At 74.4% G+C, this 19,630-nt stretch carries 16 protein-coding genes; 8 read left to right on the forward strand and 8 right to left on the reverse strand.

Annotated features, from left to right (window positions below):
• Positions 1-97 precede the first annotated feature (97 nt).
• Complete coding sequence (locus tag IE332_RS06900; RefSeq protein ID WP_229928385.1) at positions 98-1,777, forward strand: DUF885 domain-containing protein; 1,680 nt, start codon at positions 98-100, stop codon at positions 1,775-1,777.
• A gap of 79 nt (positions 1,778-1,856) precedes the next feature.
• Here IE332_RS06900 and IE332_RS06905 read toward each other — a convergent pair whose 3' ends face one another.
• Entirely contained in the window at positions 1,857-2,747 is an 891-nt protein-coding gene (locus IE332_RS06905) for an alpha/beta fold hydrolase (RefSeq protein ID WP_189914247.1), read from the reverse strand.
• Positions 2,748-2,857: 110 nt separating this feature from the next.
• On the opposite strand from IE332_RS06905, the gene IE332_RS06910 reads away from it, so the two are divergent.
• Complete coding sequence (locus tag IE332_RS06910) at positions 2,858-4,807, forward strand: AfsR/SARP family transcriptional regulator (RefSeq protein ID WP_189914248.1); 1,950 nt, start codon at positions 2,858-2,860, stop codon at positions 4,805-4,807.
• Positions 4,808-4,864: 57 nt separating this feature from the next.
• Here IE332_RS06910 and IE332_RS40730 read toward each other — a convergent pair whose 3' ends face one another.
• The gene (locus IE332_RS40730; RefSeq protein WP_229928386.1) at positions 4,865-5,497 is read right to left on the reverse strand and encodes a hypothetical protein; all 633 of its coding nucleotides are present in this window, start codon (positions 5,495-5,497) and stop codon (positions 4,865-4,867) included.
• Between the two features lie 284 nt (positions 5,498-5,781).
• Between IE332_RS40730 and IE332_RS06920 the strand changes: the two genes are divergently transcribed.
• The 3 genes from IE332_RS06920 (at position 5,782) to IE332_RS06930 (ending at position 9,401) form a co-directional block, all read left to right on the forward strand.
• On the forward strand, positions 5,782-7,047 hold the full coding sequence (locus IE332_RS06920) for an MFS transporter (RefSeq protein WP_189914249.1): 1,266 nt from the start codon (positions 5,782-5,784) through the stop codon (positions 7,045-7,047).
• 97 nt (positions 7,048-7,144) lie between these two features.
• A complete protein-coding gene (locus IE332_RS06925; protein WP_189914250.1) occupies positions 7,145-8,095 on the forward strand; it encodes a molybdopterin-dependent oxidoreductase in 951 nt (316 codons plus the stop codon).
• Positions 8,096-8,186: 91 nt separating this feature from the next.
• Positions 8,187-9,401 (forward strand): saccharopine dehydrogenase family protein, encoded by a 1,215-nt coding sequence (locus IE332_RS06930; protein ID WP_189914251.1) that lies wholly within the window; start codon positions 8,187-8,189, stop codon positions 9,399-9,401.
• Positions 9,402-9,496: 95 nt separating this feature from the next.
• On the opposite strand, the gene IE332_RS06935 is transcribed toward IE332_RS06930, so the two are convergent.
• Genes IE332_RS06935 through IE332_RS06955 form a run of 5 tightly spaced genes read right to left on the reverse strand, consistent with a single transcriptional unit; the run spans position 9,497 to position 15,378 of the window.
• Positions 9,497-10,273, reverse strand: coding sequence for a 3-oxoacyl-ACP reductase (locus tag IE332_RS06935; RefSeq protein ID WP_229928387.1), 777 nt, complete (start codon positions 10,271-10,273; stop codon positions 9,497-9,499).
• Positions 10,270-11,643, reverse strand: a complete 1,374-nt coding sequence (locus IE332_RS06940) for an aldehyde dehydrogenase family protein (RefSeq protein ID WP_189914253.1) — start codon at positions 11,641-11,643, stop codon at positions 10,270-10,272. The genes IE332_RS06935 and IE332_RS06940 overlap by 4 nt, the downstream gene beginning before the upstream one ends.
• Positions 11,640-12,389 carry a gamma-glutamyl-gamma-aminobutyrate hydrolase family protein gene (locus IE332_RS06945; RefSeq protein ID WP_229928388.1) on the reverse strand — a complete coding sequence of 250 codons (750 nt, stop codon included), beginning with the start codon at positions 12,387-12,389 and terminating at the stop codon, positions 11,640-11,642. Before IE332_RS06945 ends, IE332_RS06940 begins: the two co-directional genes overlap by 4 nt.
• Positions 12,386-13,744, reverse strand: a complete 1,359-nt coding sequence (locus tag IE332_RS06950) for a glutamine synthetase family protein (protein WP_189914254.1) — start codon at positions 13,742-13,744, stop codon at positions 12,386-12,388. The genes IE332_RS06945 and IE332_RS06950 overlap by 4 nt, the downstream gene beginning before the upstream one ends.
• The gene (locus tag IE332_RS06955) at positions 13,741-15,378 is read right to left on the reverse strand and encodes an amino acid permease (protein ID WP_189914255.1); all 1,638 of its coding nucleotides are present in this window, start codon (positions 15,376-15,378) and stop codon (positions 13,741-13,743) included. Before IE332_RS06955 ends, IE332_RS06950 begins: the two co-directional genes overlap by 4 nt.
• Positions 15,379-15,597: 219 nt before the next feature.
• On the opposite strand from IE332_RS06955, the gene IE332_RS06960 reads away from it, so the two are divergent.
• The 3 genes from IE332_RS06960 to IE332_RS06970 all read left to right on the forward strand — a co-directional run bounded on the left by IE332_RS06960 (position 15,598) and on the right by IE332_RS06970 (position 18,488).
• On the forward strand, positions 15,598-16,344 hold the full coding sequence (locus IE332_RS06960; RefSeq protein ID WP_444542936.1) for a FadR/GntR family transcriptional regulator: 747 nt from the start codon (positions 15,598-15,600) through the stop codon (positions 16,342-16,344).
• 230 nt (positions 16,345-16,574) lie between these two features.
• Positions 16,575-18,005: a condensation domain-containing protein gene (locus IE332_RS06965; RefSeq protein ID WP_189914257.1), complete on the forward strand. Its 1,431-nt coding sequence runs from the start codon at positions 16,575-16,577 to the stop codon at positions 18,003-18,005.
• Between the two features lie 117 nt (positions 18,006-18,122).
• Positions 18,123-18,488 (forward strand): transposase family protein, encoded by a 366-nt coding sequence (locus IE332_RS06970; protein WP_189914258.1) that lies wholly within the window; start codon positions 18,123-18,125, stop codon positions 18,486-18,488.
• On the opposite strand, the gene IE332_RS06975 is transcribed toward IE332_RS06970, so the two are convergent.
• Positions 18,398-19,507 (reverse strand): FAD-dependent oxidoreductase, encoded by a 1,110-nt coding sequence (locus IE332_RS06975; protein ID WP_189914259.1) that lies wholly within the window; start codon positions 19,505-19,507, stop codon positions 18,398-18,400. The genes IE332_RS06970 and IE332_RS06975 overlap by 91 nt on opposite strands.
• Positions 19,508-19,630: the final 123 nt, after the last annotated feature.

Here is a 19,630-nt window from a genome sequence, read left to right on the forward strand (position 1 = left end):
TCGCCGAACCACGCGACGTACCGGGCCGCCCCGGCACAGGATGGGTACCGCCCCGGCCGGGGCCGGAACGGAGAACGACCGAATGGACGACGCCTTGATGACTGCCCGACGGATCGCCGACGACCACGTGGCCCGGGTCGCCGCCCACGATCCCGTCACCTCCGCGCTCCTGGGCCTGGCCCCGGGCGACGACCGGATGCCCGACCTCTCCCCCGACGGGATCGAGCAGGAGGCCGGGCTCGCCCGCGAGACGCTGGTGCGGCTCGACGCCCTGCCCGGGGCCGGGCCCGACGCGGATCCTGCGGAGCTCGCGTGCGCCCGGCTGCTGCGGGAGCGGCTGGCGGCCGAGCTGCGGGTGCACGAGGCCGGTGAGCACTTCCGGGCCGTACGGAACCTGCACGCGCCGGTGCACCAGCTCCGGAACCTCTTCACGATGATGCCCACCGGCACCGACGAGGACTGGGCCCCGGTGCTCGTCCGGCTGCGGGACCTGCCCGCCGCGCTGGACGGCTACCGGGCCACGCTGGCCGCCGGCGTCGGCCGCGGACTGCTCGCCGCGCCCCGGCAGGCCGACGTGCTCGCCGCGCAGCTGACCGCGTGGACCGGGGAGCCGGCCGGCGGCCCCGGCTGGTTCGCCGAGTTCGTCGCCCCCGCGCCGCAGCGGCTGCGTGCCGAGCTGGACGCGGCCGCCGGCGGGGCGACCGCCGCCGTGGCCGCGTTCCGGGACTGGCTCCGCGAGGACTACCGCTCCGCCGCGCAGGGCACGCCGGACGCCGTCGGCCGCGAGCGCTACCAGGCCCTGGCCCGGCTGTACACCGGCGCCGACCTGGACCTCGACCAGACCTCGGACTGGGCCTGGGAGGAGTTCCACCGGGTCTGGGCGCAGCTGCGCGCCGAGGCCGACCGGGTGCTGCCCGGCGCCACCGTCCAGCAGGCCCGGGCCCACCTGGACCGGCACGGGCACACCGTGCAGGGCGCCGAGCGGATGTGCGCCTGGCTGCAGGAGCTCACCGAGGCCGCGATCGACGGCCTCGACGGGCACCACTTCGACATCACCGGACCGCTGCGGCGGGTCGAGACCCGGGTCGCGCCGGCCGGCAGCGCGGCCGCACCCCACTACCGCGGCCCGAGCCTCGACTTCAGCCGCCCGGGCTGCACCTACCTGCCCGTGGCCAACGGCGACGCCCAGGAGCGGTTCCGCTCCTGGCGCCTGGTCAGCACCTGGTACCACGAGGGCGTGCCCGGCCACCACCTGCAGCTCGCCTCCTGGACGGCGGCGGCGGAGGAGCTGTCCCGCTACCAGGTCACCCTCGGCAAGATCAGCGCCAACGTGGAGGGCTGGGCCCTGTACGCGGAGCGCCTGATGGACGAGCTCGGCTTCCTCTCCGACCCCGGCCGCCGGCTCGGCTACCTCGGCAAGCAGATGATGCGCACCGTCCGCGTGATCATCGACATCGGCATGCACCTGGAGAGCGTCATCCCGGCCGGCTCCCCGTTCCACCCGGGCGAGCGCTGGACCCCTGAGCTGGCCACCGCCTTCATGGCCGAGTACGCGGGGATTCCGCCCGCGCTGCTGGAGAGCGAGATCCTCCGCTACCTCGGCCGCCCCGGCCAGGCCATCGGCTACAAGCTCGGCGAACGCGCCTGGCTGGCGGGCCGCGAGGCCGCCCGCCGCCGCCAGGGCGCCGACTTCGACCTCAAGCGCTGGCACATGAAGGCCCTGCGGCAGGGCTCCCTGGGCCTGGACGACCTGGAGGCGGCCCTGGCGGTCCTGTGACGCGGCAGAGTGACCTCGGCAGAGTGACGGGGCAGAGTGACGCGGCGGGCACCGCACGCGGACGGGCCCCGGCGCCTCCTCAGCGGGCCAGCAGGTCCCTGATCGCCGCCACGATCTCCTCCGGCGCCTCCTCCGCCATGAAGTGCCCCGCCCGGGTCAGCCGGTGGTCGAGGTCCGGTGCCCAGGCCTTCCACAGCCCCACGGCGTCGAAGCCCAGCTGCGCACCCCAGTCCTGCTGGACGACGGTCACGGGCATGGCCAGCTGCGATCCGGCGTCGAGGTCCGCCTGGTCGTGCCGCACGTCGATGCCCGCCGAGGCCCGGAAGTCCGCGACGATCGACGTGACCGCCGCGGCGCTCGCCCGCAGGTACTCGGCGCGCACGTCCCGCGGCAGGGCGGCCGGGTCGCCGGCCCAGGCGTCGAGGAAGGAGCCGAAGAACGCGTCCGCGCTGTTGGCGATCAGCGTCTCCGGCAGGCCCGGCGGCTGCGCCATCAGGTAGAGGTGGTAGCCGACCGCCGCCGAGGTGCCGTGCAGGACGTTCCACATGTCGAGCGTCGGCACGATGTCGAGGACGCCCAGGTGCGTGACGGTCTCGGGGTGGTCCAGTCCGGCCCGGAAGGCGACCAGCGCGCCCCGGTCGTGGCCGACGAGGGCGAAGCGGTCGTGGCCGAGCGCCGCGGCGAGGGCCACCACGTCGGCGGCCATGGTGCGCTTGGCGTACACCTCGGGGCCGGTGGCGGCCGGTTTGTCGCTGGCACCGTAGCCCCGCAGGTCGGGGCAGATCACCGTGTGCTCGGCGGCGAGCCGCCCGGCCACCTGCCGCCACATCAGGTGGGTCTGGGGGAAGCCGTGCAGCAGCACGACCGGGCTGCCGCTGCCGCCGACGGCGGCGGTCAGCCGCACACCGTCCGCGCCGGGCAGGCGCAGCAGGTCGAAGCCGGGAAGGGTGGCGGGCGGGGTGGGCGTCACGGGGATCGTCCTCTCGGATCGGGAACGGACGTGACCAGCGTGCGCGACGGCGATCAGCAACCGATCAGTACGGTGCGGCCGCGGCCGGCCCGGGCACGGAGGATGGGGGCATGCGAATCGACGTACTCGGTGCCGTACGGGCCCTCCGCGACGACGGCGGCCCGGTGGACCTGGGCGGCCCCCGCCACCGTGAGGTGCTCGCCCGGCTCGTCGCCGCCGAGGGCCGGATGGTCACCACGGACACCCTGGTCGACGACCTGTGGGCCGATCCACCGGTCCGCGCGGTGGGCGCGCTGCGCACCTTCGTCGCCGCGCTGCGCCGCGCCCTCGAACCCGACCGGCCGCCGCGCGTCGCGCCGCGCGTCCTCGTCACCGAGGGGCCCGGGTACGCGCTGCGCCTGCCGCGCGAGGACGTGGACGTCCACCGCTTCCAGGACACTCTGGCCCGGGCCCGGCGCGACCCCGCCGCGGCGGCCGACCTGGGCGCGGCGCTCGCGGCCTGGCGCGGACCCGCCTACGCCGACGTGCCCGACTCCGACTGGGCCCGGCGGGAGCGGACCAGGCTGGAGGAGCTGAGGCTGGAGGCCGTGGAGCTGCGCGCCCGCCTCCTCCTCGACTCCGGGGAGGGGGCCGACCTCGTCGCGGAACTGGGCGCCCATGTCGCCGAACACCCGTGGCGCGAGCCTGCCTGGGGGCTGCTCACCCGGGCGCTGTACCGCGCGGGGCGGCGGGCCGACGCGCTGGCGACCCTCCGCCGCGCCCGCGCGATGCTCGTCGACCGGCTCGGGCTCGACCCCTCCGCCGAGCTCCGGCGGCTGGAGCGGTCCGTCCTGAGCGGGTCCGACCCGGCCGACGGCGCGGGCACTGGCCGGCCCGGCCCGGGTGTGCGGCTCGGCCCGCGCACCACGGTGGAGGTGGCCCGCGTCCTCGCCCTGGCGGGCGGCGACGCCCTCGTCCACTCCCGGCGCGACCGGCTCGCCGCCGTCCTGGCGGCGGAACGCACGGGGGACCCGGTGCTGACCGCCCGGGTCATCGGCGCCTACGACGTGCCCGCGCTCTGGAGCCGGGCCGACGACCCCGAGCAGTCCCGGGCCCTCGTCGCGGCCGCCGAACGGACCCTCACCGCCCTCACCGCGCACGCTGTCCACGACGGCCACACCGGGCTGTCCGCCCGGCTGCTGGCGACGATCGCCGTCGAGAGCCGCAGCGCCGACCTGTCCGGGCCCGAGCCGGGCCGGGCGCGGCGGGCCGCACGGCAGGCCGAGGCACTGGCCCGGGGTCTGGCCGATCCCGGCCTGCTGGCCTTCGCCCTCAACGGGGTGTTCCTGCAGTCCTTCGACCGCCCCGGCCTCGCCCAGGTCCGGGACGGGATCGGTGCCGAGATCCTCGACCTGGCCGACCGGCACGACCTTCCCCACTTCGCCGTCCTCGGCCGGCTGGTCCGCCTGCAGTCCGCCTCGGCCTTCGGCGACCTCGACGCCGCCACCGCGCACGCCGAGGCCGCCGAACGGCTCGCCGTCACCACCGAGGCGCCGCTCGTCCCCGTCCTCACCGGGTGGTTCCGGGCCCGGGCCACCGCTGCCCGGAGCACCGAACCCGGCGGGCCGACCGCCGCCACCGCCGCGGCGTGCTACCGCACCGCCGAGGAAGCCCTCCGGACCGCCGGCATGCCGGGGCTGCACCGCGGACTGTTCCCGCTCGCCCTGCTGGGCCTGCGCCTGCTGCACGACCGGCCCGCGCCCACCGACCCGCGGCTCGACTGGGGCCCGTACCTGCCGTGGGCACGCCCCCTCGTCCTGCTGGCCCAGGACCGGGCCGACGAGGCCCGCACCGCCCTCGCCGCCCTGCCCGAACCGCCCCACGACCACCTCCAGGAAGCCCTGTGGTGCCTGACCGCCCGCGCCGCCGTACGCCTCGGCGAGCCCGCCGTCGCGGCCCGTGCCGCGGCCGCCCTGAGCGGGGCACGCGCCGAACACGCCGGTGCCGCAAGCGGGATGCTGACCCTCGGCCCGGTGGCGGGCTACCTGACGGAGGCACAGGACTGCGCCGCGACGGGGTGAGCACCCGTCGGACGAACTGTCGGGCGGTCCCGGATCACGCCGTCCTCGGCGCGCGGGTCAGTGGTTCCTCCACTCCTGGGAGGGAATCGGACCCTCCGAGGTGTCACCGAGGCGCTCGGTCCAGGCCGGGGCGGCGAGGACCGGCCGGGTGAGCAGGACGTCGCCGGCGCGCTGGACGCGCAGCAGCAGGCCGATCTCCCCGTAGCTGTACGTGGCCTCCTGGGAGACGCGGATCTCCTCGCCCAGGCCGCAGTCTTGGAGCTTGGCGAAGACCGCGTCCTCGGTCGCCGAGGGCACGCGTCCGGTCAGCGCCAGGCCCTCCCAGCGGACCTGCGGACCGAACCGGGCGTCGACGGCGACCGCGGCGAGCACACCGCCGAACCCGTGCCGGGCGAGGTACTCGTGGCCGTCGTCGGTCTCCCCCAGGAGGGAGCCCCCCGGCAGGTCCGGCGGTACGTCGTCCGCTCCGGCGGGACGGAAGTAGGCCGTGAGCATGCTCCCCCACACCCGTCGGTCCGCAGGTGGGTAGGTCGCGAAGTCGCCGCCGCCGGCCGCGGGTTCGCGCCCCAGGGCGGCGCTGACCTGCCCGCGCGTCATACCGAACCGCAGCGGCCCCACCCCGACCAGCGGCGTGGCCTCCCACTGCTCGCGCTCGCCCTCCGCCAGCACCGACCAGATCGCATCCGACACTCGACTTCTCCCGTTGTCCGCCGCCGGCGCCGGCCGGGCGGCCGGGCACGGCCGGATGCTACGTGGCGGGTACGACAGCCGGTTACCGGGACGGAACACCGCTCGCCTTGGGCACTCCTCCGACCGGGCGCCGCCCGCCGCGCGGCTCCGCCGGAGGATCGGACGATGTCCCGTGCCCGGTGCCCCCACCTAGCGTCAGGGGTTCACCCGCAGGTCGCTGTCGCCTGGCCGGGTCGGTCACGGGAGGCGGGCGCCCGGGCCGGCTCCGCAGAGAGGCGTGCGCGGTGTCCGTGGCGTTGAACTTCCGTACGGCGAAGCGGTTGGCGGGCCGCCGGGTGCTGCTCTGGTCGCTGCTCGGCCGGTTGCCGAACGCGATGAGCCCGATCGGCACCCTGCTGCTGGTCAGCCGCAACACCGGCAGCGTGTGGTCGGGTTCGCTGGTCGCCGGGGCGCTGGCGGTCGGTCAGGCGGTCGGTGGCCCGGTGGTCGGCCGGCTCGCGGACCGGCGCGGGCAGCGGACGGTGGGGCTGGTCGCCGCGCTGGTCAACGCGGCGGCCCTGGTCGCCCTGGTCGCCGCCTCCGAGCGCGGGCTCGCGCTCGGCTGGCAGATCGCGCCCGCCGTGCTGACCGGGCTGTCGGTCCCGCTGGTCGGCCCGCTGTCGCGCAGCCGCTGGGTCCGGCTGGCGGCCGGTGAACCGGAGGCGACCTCCGCGATGCTGTCCCTGGACGGGATCGTCGACGAGGTCTCCTTCACCGCCGGACCGGCCCTGGTCGGCCTGCTCGCCACCGCCGCCTCCCCCGCCGTCGGCCTGCTCACCGCGGCCGGGCTCTGCGGCGTCTGCGCCGGTCTGTTCGCGCTGCACCCCACCGCCTCGCCGGGCGTCCCGGCGCCCTCCCACCCCCGGAACCGCTCCGCCGAGCGGCTGTTGACCACCCCGTACGTCCTCCTGCTGGGCGGGACGGCACTCCTCGGCGCCTGCTTCGGCTCGGTGCAGGTCGGCATCACCGCGACCACCGAGGCCCTGGGCCGGCCGGGCACCGCCGGGCTGGTGTACGGCTTCATGGGCTGCACCAGCTCCCTCGCGGGCGTCGCCACCGCCTCGATGCCCGCCCGCCGCGGCCTGCCGGCCCGTCTGCGGGCGAGCTCGGCGCTGCTCTTCGCCGCCTCCTGCGTCCTGTTCCCCGCCGCCGGCAGCCTCCCGGCGCTCGCCGCGGCCGTCGGGCTCCTCGGGGTCGCCGTGGCACCGCAGTTCATCACCGTGTTCGGCCTGGTCGAGCGCACGGTGCCAGCCGCCCGGCTCGGCGAGGCGATGGCCACGCTGGTCAGCGCGCTGATCCTGGCGCAGTCGGCGGGCACCTTCCTCGCCGGGTGGGCCGCCGAACACGTCACCCCGGGCGCCGCCTTCGCCGTCACGGCCGCGGCGGCTGCGGCCGCCCTCGTCCTCACCGCCTGCACCGCGACCGACCGCCGCTACCCGCGCCGGTCCGCTCCGCCCGGGACGCCCGCCCCGGGGAAGGCCGTCCAGCCGACCGGCCCGGCGGGCGGCTGAGCGGCGCCGTCCAGGGCAGACCCGCCCCGGGCGGTGTCGGTCGCTCCTTGTACTGTCGATCACGCGCAACAGCACGTTCGACACGGGGGAATGACACATGTTCAAGACCGATCCGGCCACACCCGACCTCTTCATCACGCCGGTCGCCGAGGTGTTCATCCGCAACCACCTCGAGTCGCACCCGCGGCTCGACCGCGCGGCCTGGTCGCTGACCGTCGAGGGCCTGGTGGAGCGGCCCGTCCGGCTGGACTTCCCGGCCGTCCTGGGCCTGCCGCAGACCCGCTTCACCGCCGTCCACGAGTGCTTCGGCAACCCGCTGCACCCCACCGTGCCGACCCGTGCGGTCACCAACGTGGAGTGGTCCGGTGTCCCGCTGTCCGCCGTCCTGGAGCTCGCCGGGCCGCTCCCGGAGGCCCGGCACCTCTTGCTGGAGGGCGCCGACACGGGTGACTTCGGGGGCGAGAGCGGCGTGCGCTACCTCAAGGACCTGCCCCTCGACGAGGCCCGCTCCGGGGTCGTCCTCGCGCACACCATGAACGGCGAGCCGCTGCACCCGGACCACGGCTACCCGCTGCGGGCGGTCGCGCCCCTGATGTTCGGCACCAACTCGGTCAAGTGGCTGACCCGGATCGTGCTGGCCGCCGACCGCCCCGACCACATCTTCACCACCCGCCTCTACACCCGGGTCCTGCCGGGCGAGAGCGAGGCCCGGCCGGTCCGCGAGAAGGACGTCTGCAGCAAGCTGCTCTCCCCGGGCGACGGGAGCGCCGTCCCGGCCGGCAGCCGTGAACTGGCGGGCTACGCCTGGAGCTCCACCGAGGTGACCTCGGTGGAGGTCGCCGTGGACGACGGGGACTGGCAGCCCGCCGCTCTCGACCGCCGCGGCCCGGACCCGAGCTGGCAGCGCTTCCGGCTCCGCCACGACCTCGCCCCGGGCCCGCACCGCATCCGCTGCCGCGCCACCGACTCCGCCGGCCGGGTCCAGCCGCTCACCGGCGACCGCAACGCCGTCCACGAGATCCACGTCGTCGCCGAGCCGGCCGTATGACCGGCACGAGAACCCGGGGCCGGGACCGTTGACAGTGCCACGACGGGCTCCTAGCGTGGCGCATTCGATTACCCGCGAGTAGGGACTGTTGATGGCCGAGCCGCGCCCGTACGACCTCGTCCTGTTCGGTGCCACCGGGTTCACCGGCGGGCTCACCGCCGAGTACCTGGCCCGGACGGCACCCGAGGGCTGCCGCTGGGCGCTCGCCGGGCGGGACGAGCGCAGGCTCGCCGCCGTCCGGGCGGGGCTGGCGCGGATCGACCCGCGCTGCGCCGACCTCCCCCTGCTGGTCGCGGACGCCGCGGACCGCGAGGCGCTGCGCGCCGTGGCCGCCTCGGCCCGGGTGGTGGTGTCCACGGTCGGCCCGTACCTGCGGCACGGCGAACCGCTGGTGGCCGCCTGCGCGGACAGCGGCACCGACTACGTCGACCTCACCGGCGAGCCGGAGTTCGTCGACCGGATGTACCTCCGGCACCACGAGCGGGCGGTGGCCACCGGCGCGCGGCTGGTGCACGCCTGCGGGTTCGACTCGGTGCCGCACGACCTCGGCGTGCTGTTCACCGTCGAGGAACTGCTGCGCCGCGGCGGCCCGGCGGCCCGGGTGTCGGTCGAGGGCTTCGTCCGCGCCGGCGGCACCGTCTCCGGCGGCACCTTCGCCTCGGCGATGACGGCCTTCTCCCGGCCGCGGGCGATGGCCCGGGCCGCCCGGGAGCGGCGCGCCGTGGAGCCCCGGCCGAAGGGACGGCTGATCCGCACGCCCGTCGGCCGGCCGCACCGGTCGCAGGCGGCCCGGGCCTGGGCGGTGCCGATGCCCTCGATCGACCCGCAGGTGGTGTCCCGCTCGGCCGCCGCCCTGGACGAGTACGGCCCGGACTTCGGCTACGCGCACTACGCGGCGGTCCGCCGGCTGCCGATCGCCCTCGGCGGTGTCGCCGCGGTGGCGGCGCTCGCCGTCGCCGCCCAGCTGCCGCTGCTGCGCCGGGCCCTGGGGCGGCTGCGCAAGCCCGGTGACGGGCCGAGCGCGGAGCAGCGGGCGCAGTCCTGGTTCGCCGTCCGGTTCGTGGCGCGGGCGCTGGACGGGCGGACGGTCCTCACCGAGGTGTCCGGGGGCGATCCCGGCTACCAGGAGACCGCGAAGATGCTGGCCGAGGCGGCGCTCTGCCTGGCGTACGACGACCTGCCGCCGGTGGCGGGGCAGTCGACCACGGCGGTGGCGATGGGCCGACCGCTGATCGACCGGCTGACCGCGGCGGGCCTCTCCTTCCGGGTGCTGGACACCCCGCCGAGGACCGCCCCGGGCCGGTAGCCGGAGCAGACCGCCCGCCCCGGGCCGGTAGCCGGATCGGCCCGCCCGCCCCGTGCAGGGGCGGACGGGCCGTCGGTGCCTGGATGGGGTGTCCGCTACTGCGGCGTCACGTAGGCGCCGGAGATGCCGCCGTCGACGAGGAAGGTGTTGGCGGTCATGAAGGAGGAGTCGTCGGAGGCGAGGAAGGCCACCGCGGCGGCGATCTCCTCGGGCTCGGCGAAGCGGCCGAGCGGGATGTGGACCAGCCGGCGGGCGGCCCGCTCCGGGTCCTTGGCGAACAGCTCCTGCAGCAGCGGGGTGTTCACCGGCCCGGGGCAGAGCGCGTTGACCCGGATGCCCTCGCGGGCGAACTGCACGCCCAGCTCGCGGGACATCGCGAGCACGCCGCCCTTGGAGGCGCTGTAGGAGATCTGCGAGGTGGCCGCGCCCATCACGGCGACGAAGGACGCGGTGTTGATGATCGAGCCCTTGCCCTGGCGCTGCATGTGCGGGATCGCGTACTTGCAGCACAGGTAGACGCTGGTCAGGTTGACCTCCTGGACCCGCTTCCAGGCGTCCAGGCCGGTGGTGAGGATGGAGTCGTCGTCCGGCGGCGAGATGCCGGCGTTGTTGAAGGTGATGTCGAGCCGGCCGTACTCGTCGACGGCCCGCTGGAAGAGGTCGCGCACCGCGGCCTCGTCGGTGACGTCGGCCTGGATGAACAGGCCGCCGACCTCGTTCGCGGCCTTGGCGCCGGTCTCGGGGTCGAGGTCGACGCAGACCACCTTCGCCCCCTCGGCGGCGAAGCGGCGGGCGGTGGCCAGGCCGATGCCGCTGCCCGCGCCGGTGATGACGGCCACCCGGCCGTCGAGTCGCTGGGTCATGCTGATCATTCCTCCGTGGAGATGAAGACGTTCTTGGTCTGGGTGAAGGCGTCGAGGGCGTCCGGGCCGAGCTCGCGGCCGAGGCCGGACTGCTTGAAGCCGCCGAAGGGCGTGGTGTAGCGCACCGAGGAGTGCGAGTTGACGGAGAGGTTGCCGGCCTCGACGCCGCGCGAGACGCGCAGCGCGCGCCCGAGGTCCCGGGTCCAGATGGAGCCGGACAGCCCGTACTCGGTGGCGTTGGCGATGCGCAGGGCGTCCTGTTCGTCGCGGAACGGGACGACCGCGACGACCGGGCCGAAGATCTCCTCGGTGAAGGCGCGGTCCTCCTGTCGCACGGGTGCGAGGACGGTCGGCGGGTACCAGAAGCCGGGCCCGTCGGGGGCGCTGCCGCGGAAGGCGACGGCCGACGCGTCCGGCACGTACGAGGAGACCCGCTCCCGGTGGGCGGCGGAGATCAGCGGGCCCATCTCGGTCTTCTCGTCGCTCGGGTCGCCGACCCGCACGCCGCGGACGGCCGGCTCCAGGAGCGCCAGGAAGTCGTCGAACACGGAGGCCTCGACGAGGATCCGGGAGCGGGCGCAGCAGTCCTGGCCGGCGTTGTCGAAGACGGCGTAGGGCGCGGTGGCGGCGGCCTTGGCGAGGTCCGCGTCGGCGAAGACGATGTTGGCGCTCTTGCCGCCGAGTTCGAGGGTGACGGGCTTCACCTGGGCGGCGCAGCCCGCCATGATCTCCTTGCCGACCCGGGTGGAGCCGGTGAAGACGACCTTGCGCACGTCGGGGTGGGTGACGAAGCGCTGTCCGACGACCGGGCCGCGCCCGGGCAGGACCTGCAGCACGCCGTCCGGGATCCCGGCCTCCAGGGCGAGTTCGGCCAGGCGCAGGGCGGTGAGCGGGGTGAGCTCGGCCGGTTTGACGATGACGGTGTTGCCGGCGGCCAGCGCCGGGGCGAGGGCCCAGGCGGCGATCGGCATCGGGAAGTTCCAGGGCACGATGACCCCGACCACGCCGATCGGCTCCTGGAAGGTGACGTCGATCCCGCCGGCGACGGGGATCTGCCGGCCGAACAGCCGCTCGGGCGCGGCGGCGTAGTACTCGATGACGTCCCGCGCGTTGCCCGCCTCCCAGCGGGCGTTGCCGATGGTGTGGCCGGCGTTGGCGACCTCCAGGGCGGCGAGGTGCTCGCGGTCGGCGTCGACGGCGGCCGCGAAGGCGCGCAGCAGCCGGGCCCGGTCGGCGGGGGCCACCCGGCGCCAGGTGTCGAAGGCGGCGCGGGCGCGGGCGACGGCGGCGTCGGTCTCGGCGAGGCCGGCCAGTTCGACGGTGGTGATCACCTCCTCGGTGGCGGGGTTGACGACCTCGAAGAGGTCCGGTTCGGTCATCGGGTGGTCTCCCTCTGGCTGGCGGTGATGAACGCGTGGAACAGGCGCGGGTCGTCGGGGTCGGTCTCGGGGTGCCACTGGACGCCCAGCACGAAGCGGTGGCCGGGCAGTTCGAGCGCCTCGACTGTGCCATCGGCACTGCGCGCGGTGACCTGAAGGCCGGTGCCGAGCCGGTCGACGGCCTGGTGGTGGTAGCAGGAGACCTCGGCCGCCGGCCCGAGGACGTCGGCGAGCCGGCTGCCGTCCGCCGGCTCGACCCGGTGGCGGACGAACCGGGCGGGGACGGTCTGGTGGCTCCCGTCGGGCAGGTGCTGGAGGAGGGTGCCGCCGAGTTCGACGTTGAGCAGCTGCATGCCGCGGCAGACGCCGAGCACCGGGAGGTCCCGGGCCAGGGCGGCGCCGAGCAGCCGGCTCTCCCAGTCGTCGCGGGCGTGGTGGGACGGGCCGGTGCGGGGGTCGGCGGCGGCCCCGTACCGGGCCGGGTCGACGTCCGGTCCGCCGGCCAGGACGAGCCCGTCCAGGGCGTCGAGCAGCCGGCCGGCCCCGCCGGGTTGCGGTGGCAGCAGCACCGGGGTGCCGCCCGCGCGGACGACGGCGTCCACGTACGTCTGGGGCACGAGGGAGGCGCGCTGGTTCCAGACGGACCAGGCGGCGTCGTCCTGGTAGCTGCTGATGCCGATCAGCGGCCGGCGGCGATCGTCGCGGCCCGCGGCGTCGGTGCCGGTCACGGCGTCGGTGCCGGTCAAAGCCGCTCGAATCCGCGGCGCCGCTCCCAGTCGGTCACCGCCCGCTCGTACGCGGCGAGTTCGGTGCGTCCGGCGTGGGTGTAGTGCCGGACGACGTCCTTGCCGAAGGCCTCGGTGGCGACGGCGCTGCGTTCGAAGGCGTCGACCGCGTCGCGCAGGGTGGCGGGCACCCGGGGCGCGTCGGAGGCGTACGCGTTGCCGGTGAACTCCGGCTGGAGTTCGAGCTGCTGCTCGACGCCGTGCAGTCCGGCCGCGATCAGGGCGGCGACCGCGAGGTACGGGTTGACGTCGCCGCCGGGGACGCGGTTCTCGAAGCGCAGCGACTGACCGTGGCCGACCACCCGTAGCGCGCAGGTGCGGTTGTCGCGGCCCCAGGCGATGGCGGTGGGCGCGAAGCTGCCGGGCACGTAGCGCTTGTAGGAGTTGACGGTGGGTGCGAACAGCAGGGCGAAGTCGGCCAGGCAGGCGAGCTGTCCGGCGAGGAAGTGCTCCATGGTGCGGGAGAAGCCGTGCGTGCGGTCACCGGCGAACACCGGGGCGCCCTGCTCGTCGCGCAGGCTCAGGTGGATGTGACAGGAGTTGCCCTCGCGTTCGTCGTACTTCGCCATGAACGTGAGGCTGCAGCCCTCCTGGGCGGCGATCTCCTTGGCGCCGGTCTTGTAGACGGCGTGGTTGTCGCAGGTGGTGAGGGCGTCGGCGTACTTGAAGGCGATCTCGTGCTGGCCGAGGTTGCACTCGCCCTTGGCGGACTCGACGGTGAGGCCGGCGCCGGCCATGCCGTTGCGCAGCCGGCGCAGCAGGGGCTCGATCCGCCCGGTGCCGAGGATGGAGTAGTCCACGTTGTACTGGTTGGCCGGGGTGAGCCGGGTGTAGTCCTTGTCCCAGGCCTGCTCGTAGCTGTCCCGGAAGACGATGAACTCCAGCTCGGTGGCGGCCTGGGCCTGCCAGCCGTACCCGGCCAGCCGGTCCAGCTGCCGTTGCAGGATCTGGCGCGGGGAGACGGCGACCGGGGTGCCGTCGTGGTGGACGACGTCGCACTGGACCATGACGGTGGCCGGGTGCCAGGGGACGGACCGCAGGGTGGCGAGGTCGGGGCGCAGCGTCAGGTCGCCGTAGCCGTTCTCCCAGGAGGAGATCTCGTAGCCGTCGACGGTGTTCATGTCGATGTCGACGGCCAGCAGGTAGCCGCAGCCCTCCGCGGCGCCGGGCACCACGTCGTCGAGGAAGTACTCGGCGGCGACGCGTTTGCCCTGGAGGCGCCCCTGCATGTCGGTCATGGCGAGCACGACGGTGTCGACGGACCCGTCGGCGACGCGGGTGCGCAGCTCGGCGAGGGTGAGCCGGGGGGTGGTCATCGGACCTCCAGTTCGGTGTCCAGCGCGTCGGGTTCGGGCGGCGTGCCGTGGACGTGGGGCCCGGTGAACCAGTGCCTGGCGGAGACCAGCCACCACAGGCCGGCGAAGCCGACCACGACGGCCACGGCGACCGGGGTGTAGTTGAAGCTCTCGGCGGTGATCGGGCTCGCGGTGGGGAGCATGAACAGGACGGTGATCACCGCGGTCCAGGCGACCGCCACGACGCCGATCGGCCGGCTCCAGCGTCCCAGGTGCCAGGGGCCGCGCGGGAAGTCCTCGCCCTGACGCAGCCGCAGGTACACCGGGATGACGTAGGAGATGTAGAGGCCGATGACGGAGATCGAGGTCACGGCGGTGTAGGCGGTGGTGTTCCAGAGCGCGGGCAGCCCGAGCAGCAGAGCGCCGCCGGTCGCCAGCCAGACCGCGTTGGTCGGGGTCTGGGTGCGCGGGTCGATGCGGTGCCACAGCCGGGAGCCGGGCAGCGCGCCGTCCCGGGAGAAGGCGTAGATCATCCGGGAGTTGGCGGTGACGGAGGCCATGCCGCAGAAGAACTGGGCGCCGATGACGATGAGCAGCAGGAACTGGGCGCCGCCGGAGCCGATCGCGTCGATGAAGATCTGCGCGGGCGGGACCTGGGTGTCGCTGTTGAGCGCGCCGTCGTAGTCGCGGATCGCGAAGGTGATGCCGAGCAGCAGGATCCAGCCCGCCACCAGGGAGACGGTGATGGCGTTGACGATGCCGCGCGGGCCGGAGCGGGCGGCGTCGCGGGTCTCCTCGGTCATGTGCGCGGAGGCGTCGTAGCCGGTGAGGGTGTACTGGGCCATCAGCAGGCCGATCAGCGCCACGTAGAACTGGCTGTGGAAGCCGGTCTGGTTGACGAACTCGGTGAGCGCGAAGGAGACGGAGGCGTGCCGGTCGGGGAGCACGGCGAGCGCGCCGACGATGATCGCGACGCCGGCCAGGTGCCACCACACGGACACGCTGTTGAGGACCGCGACCAGCCGCACCCCGAAGGTGTTGAGCAGGCCGTGCGCCAGCAGGATGACGGCGAAGATCTCCATGGTGTGCGCGGGGCTGGCCTCGACGCCGAAGCGGAGCGTGAGGAAGGCGTTGGTGAAGAAGGCCGCGCCGTAGTCGACGCTGGCGGTCACCGCGACCTGGCCGAGGAAGTTGAACCAGCCGGTGAACCAGCTCCAGGCCGGGCCGCGACTGCGGGTCAGTTTGGCGGACCAGTAGTAGAGCCCGCCGGCCGTCGGGTAACTGGAACAGATCTCGGCCATCGCCAGCCCGACGCAGAGCGTGAGCAGGCCGACCACCGGCCAGCCCCAGATGATCAGGGCCGGGCCCCCGGTCTTCATCCCCGTTCCGTACAGGGTCAGGCAGCCGGAGAGGATCGAGACGATGGAGAAGGAGACGGCGAAGTTGGAGAAGCCCGACATCGAGCGGGCCAGCTCCTGGGTGTAGCCCAGCTCGCGGAGCCGTTGCTCGTCCTCGGAGACGGGAGCGGGTTCGGGGGTGGATGCGGGAGCGGAACCCGGATCGGAGACGGGAGCGGAAACGGAGGCGGAACCTGGCGCGGTGTTCGCCGGAAACGTTTCGGGGGCAGGGTGGTCGGGTGAGCGTGCGTCGGTCATGGGCACCCCTGGGGGTTGAGGGTGTGCCGGGGAGTACGCGGCCACGACGGCGTGGCCCGGTCGCCCCGACGGGTTCGACGGTCGGACGGCTCTTCAATGGTCTGGAATCAGTCCATTGGGTGGGTGAGCAGCATCGTTCCGGCTGAGCGGGGGCCGCGTCAAGGGCGGGAAGGGAACGAGTCCGGGAATCCCGTTCGTAGGTACGATTCCGGCGTGGACGTGGACGAAACACGGGAGCGAGCACGGCTCGACTGGCAGGCCGACGCGATCTTCCGCCCGGTCCGGACCGGCAACGCCTTCGAGGAGACCGTCGAGCGGCTGCTCCAGGCGATCAAGCTCGGCGTCTTCGGCCTCGGCGACCGGCTGCCCGCCGAACGGGACCTCGCCACCCGGCTCGGCGTCAGCCGGGAGACCCTGCGCGAGGCGCTCCGCACCCTCCAGCAGGCCGACGTCGTCGAACCCCGCCGCGGCCGGTACGGCGGCACCTTCGTCACCTACCGGATGCCCGCGCCGGACGTCGCCGACCTGCGCCGCGCCGCCCGCGACCTCGGCGGCGCCCTGGAGGACGCGCTGACCTACCGCCAGGTGCTGGAGGTCGGCGCCGCCGAGGCGGCCGCCCGCCACCCCCTCTCCCCCGACCAGCGGGCCCACCTGGAGAGCCGGCTGACCGACCTCGAGGGAGCCACACCCGAGCAGTACCGCCAGCTGGACTCGCGCTTCCACCTCGCCATCGGCGAGCTCACCGGCTCCCCCACCCTCGCCGCGGCCATCGCCGAGGCCAGGATGCGCCTCAACGACCTGCTCAACGCCATCCCCATGCTGGACCGGAACATCGAGCACGCCGCCGAGCAGCACCGGGCCATGGTCCGGGCGATCCTCGACGGCGACGGCGACGCCGCCCGGCGCGCCACCGAGGAACACCTCGCCGCCACCGCCGCACTCCTCCGCGGCTTCCTGGCGCCCTGACCGCCAGGTGCCGCGGCCGCCGTTCGGCGCGCTGCTGCACCTCGGGGCCGCTCCTCCTCGGGGCCGCTCCACCCCGACCGGTACTCGCCCGTGTCCGGAAGGAGGCCTGACCCGATCGGGCCCGGCCGATCGCCGACCGAGTCGGCGGCCGTTTCCTTTCACACCGTTTCCTCGTTGGGCCGGGGAAGCACCCGACCGGGTGCCCGACCCCAGCCTTGAGGGAGCCTCCCGTGCGGATTTCCGACATCGAACGCTGCGAGGTCCGGCCCGGACGGCTCGTCGAGTTCACGCTCAGCCCCGCGACGGTGGCGGCGGCCGCCGAGCTGCCGGAGGACACCCGGCCCCCGGCGTACATCCAGGAGTCCCACATCCGCACGGCGAGAACGGTGTCGGACGACGGCCTGACCGTCCCGACCTGGATCGGTGCGGCGTTCGACCTCCCGGGCCGGGTCGACCTCGACGTGCTGCAGGGGGCGCTGCACGCCTGGACGCTCCGGCACGAGACCCTGCGCAGCGGCTTCCGCTGGACCGGCCCCGGCGGCGACGAGCTGCGCCGGTTCACGCTCGACGCCGACGCGGTGGCGCTGCACCGGACGGAACTCGGCGAGTTCGCCGACCCGGCGGCTCTGGTCCGCTGCCTGCGGGAGCGCTTCGACGCGGGCGCCAACGCGCTCGGCTGGCCGAACTTCGTCTACGCGGCGGTCGTCCGGCCCGACTCCACCAGCGTCTACACCGCCTTCGACCACAGCAACGTCGACGCCTACTCCCTCCAGCGCATCCCCGCCGAGCTCAACGAGCTGTACGCGGCGGGTCTGGCGGGCCGCGTCGCGGACTGCGCCCCGCCCGGCAGCTACGTCGACTTCTGCGAGCTGGAGCGGGCGGACGCGGACCGGGTCGACGGCACCCACCCCATCGTGTCCCGCTGGCGGGAGTTCATCCGCCGCGGCGACGGGAAGCTGCCCGCCTTCCCCCTCGATCTCGGGCTGGACCCGGACGCCGGGCTGCCCACCCAGCGGCTCGCGCGCGAGATGCTCGTGGACGCGGACACCGCCGCCGCGTTCGAGGCGTACTGCCGGCCGTACGGAGGCTCCCTGGTCGGCGTGCTGGCGGCCACCAGCCTGATCGTCCAGGAGATCGCCGGCGCGTCCGTCTACCGCACCGTCGTGCCGTTCCACACCCGGACGAAGTCCCGCTGGTCGGACTCCGTGGGCTGGTACGTCGGCGGAGCCCCGATCGAGGTCCCGCTGACACCCGGGCTGGACTTCCCCGGCGCCCTGGCGGCCGTACGCAACGAACTGCGCGCCAACCGTCCACTGGCCCGGCTGCCCCTGGCCCGGGTCCTGCGGCTGCTCGGCACGGACTTCCGCCCCACCTCACCGGACCTGTACTCGATCGTGTCCTTCATCGACACCCGGGACCTGCCCGGCTCCGAACAGTGGACCGACCGGAACGCCTACGCACTGCTCAGGGTCTCCTACGGCGACCAGGTGTGCGCCTGGGTCAACCGGCTGCACGAGGGCCTCTGGTTCGCGAGCCGCCACCCGGACACCGAGATCGCCGGCAAGAACATGCGCCTGTACACCGAGCGGCTCCGCGACATCGTCATCTCGGCGGCACACCAGCCCCAGGGCGGCGTCGTTCAGGAGATCTGCCCGACTTGATTCCGGTTCAGGTGGCGGACGTGACTGTGGCGTTCGCGGACGAGGCGTGAGCGGAGGCAGGCATGGCCTCCAGGTGATCATGAGGTGTCGAAGCCCTGATCACCACGACGGAGGACCGTGTCCGCCCGCTCCTCATCGCCCATCCCCGCCGGCCTGGACCAGCTCGCCGCCACCCGGCCTGCCGAGCCCGGGGAACACCCGCAGCTGCTGGGCCGCCTCGCGGCGGTACCCGATCCGCGCCGGGCCGAGGGCCGCCGCCACCCCCTCGCCTTCGTCCTCGCGCTCGCCGCGTGCGCGGTGCCGGCCGGCGCGAAGTCCCTGGCCGCGATTGCGGAGTGGGCCGCCGACGCGCCGCCCGCCGTGCTGGTCGCTCCCGGGGCGGTGGAGTCCGCTCAGGAAGTCACCGCGGGAACGAGGTGGTCGAGTCCCTGCGCACTGCTCGTCGCGGCCTCGATCGAGCGCGGCAGCATGATGCTCTCGTAGGCGCGGACGGCGTCGTCGATGCTGGGTTCGGTGACGAGGGCGTGGGCGAGGTCGGAGCCGTCGAGCATCGCGAGATTGGCGCCCAGCCCGACCGGGGGCATCAGGTGCGCGGCATCGCCGAGCAGCGTGACGCCGGCGACGTGCTGCCAGGTGTGCGGGGCGGGCAGGACGAACAGGGGCCGGTTGATGAACCCGCTGTCGCTGTCGCGCAGGATGTAGCGCAGGCTCTCGTCCCAGTCGTCGAACATCCTCAGCAGGTGCGCGCGTACGGCCCGCTGGTCGCCGAGGTCGATACCGGCGGCCATGTGCCAGTCCTGCGGCGTGCGGAGCGCGATGTAGGCGCGGATGTGGCCGTTGCTGTTGCGCTGGGCGACCAGGGACCTGCCGGCGCCCTTCGCCAGCATCGATCCGTTGCCGACCAGCCGCGCGAGGTCGGGATGGCGGGTGTCGCAGTGGTCGAATCCGGTCTCGACGAAGGTGACGCCGGTGTAGCGGGGTGCGGCGTGCGACAGGGCCGGGCGGACGCGCGACCAGGCGCCGTCGGCGCCGACCACCAGGTCGAAGTCCTCGGCGGCGCCGTCAGCGAAGAGCAGTCGGCAGGTGCCGTCCGCGAGCGGGGTGACCCTGCTGACGGCGCGGTCCCACCGCACCGTGCCCTCGGTGAGTGAGTCCAGGAGCAGTTCGCGCAGTTGGCCACGGTCGATCTCCGGCCGGCCGCCGCCGGCGGAAGGCCCCTGATGCGCCAGGAGGGCTGCGTCGGTGAAGTCGAGCACGCGCCATTCCTCTCCTTCGGGGCGGGCGAGGGCGTGGAACGGGTCGAGGAGCCCCGCCGCCCGCAGGGCGGTCTGGCCGGTGTCGGCGTGCAGGTCGAGGGTGCCGCCCTGCGGGCGGGCGTCGGCGGAGGCCTCGCGTTCGAAGACGGTGGCGGAGCGGCCGTGTCGCTGCAGGACTCGGGCGCAGGCGAGACCGCCCAGGCCGGCGCCGACGATCGCGATGCGGGGATCACGAGCAGAGTTCATGGGAGTGTCCCTCGGGAGGTGGGTGAGCCGCCGGGAGGCCCGGCGTCATCAAGAAAGCACACTCACAAAATAAGTGCAATGACTCAACTTTCGAAGTCGCTGCATCTTGGGATATCATGGGCG

Source organism: Kitasatospora xanthocidica, assembly GCF_014656195.1.
Classification (GTDB): Bacteria; Actinomycetota; Actinomycetes; order Streptomycetales; family Streptomycetaceae; genus Kitasatospora; species Kitasatospora xanthocidica.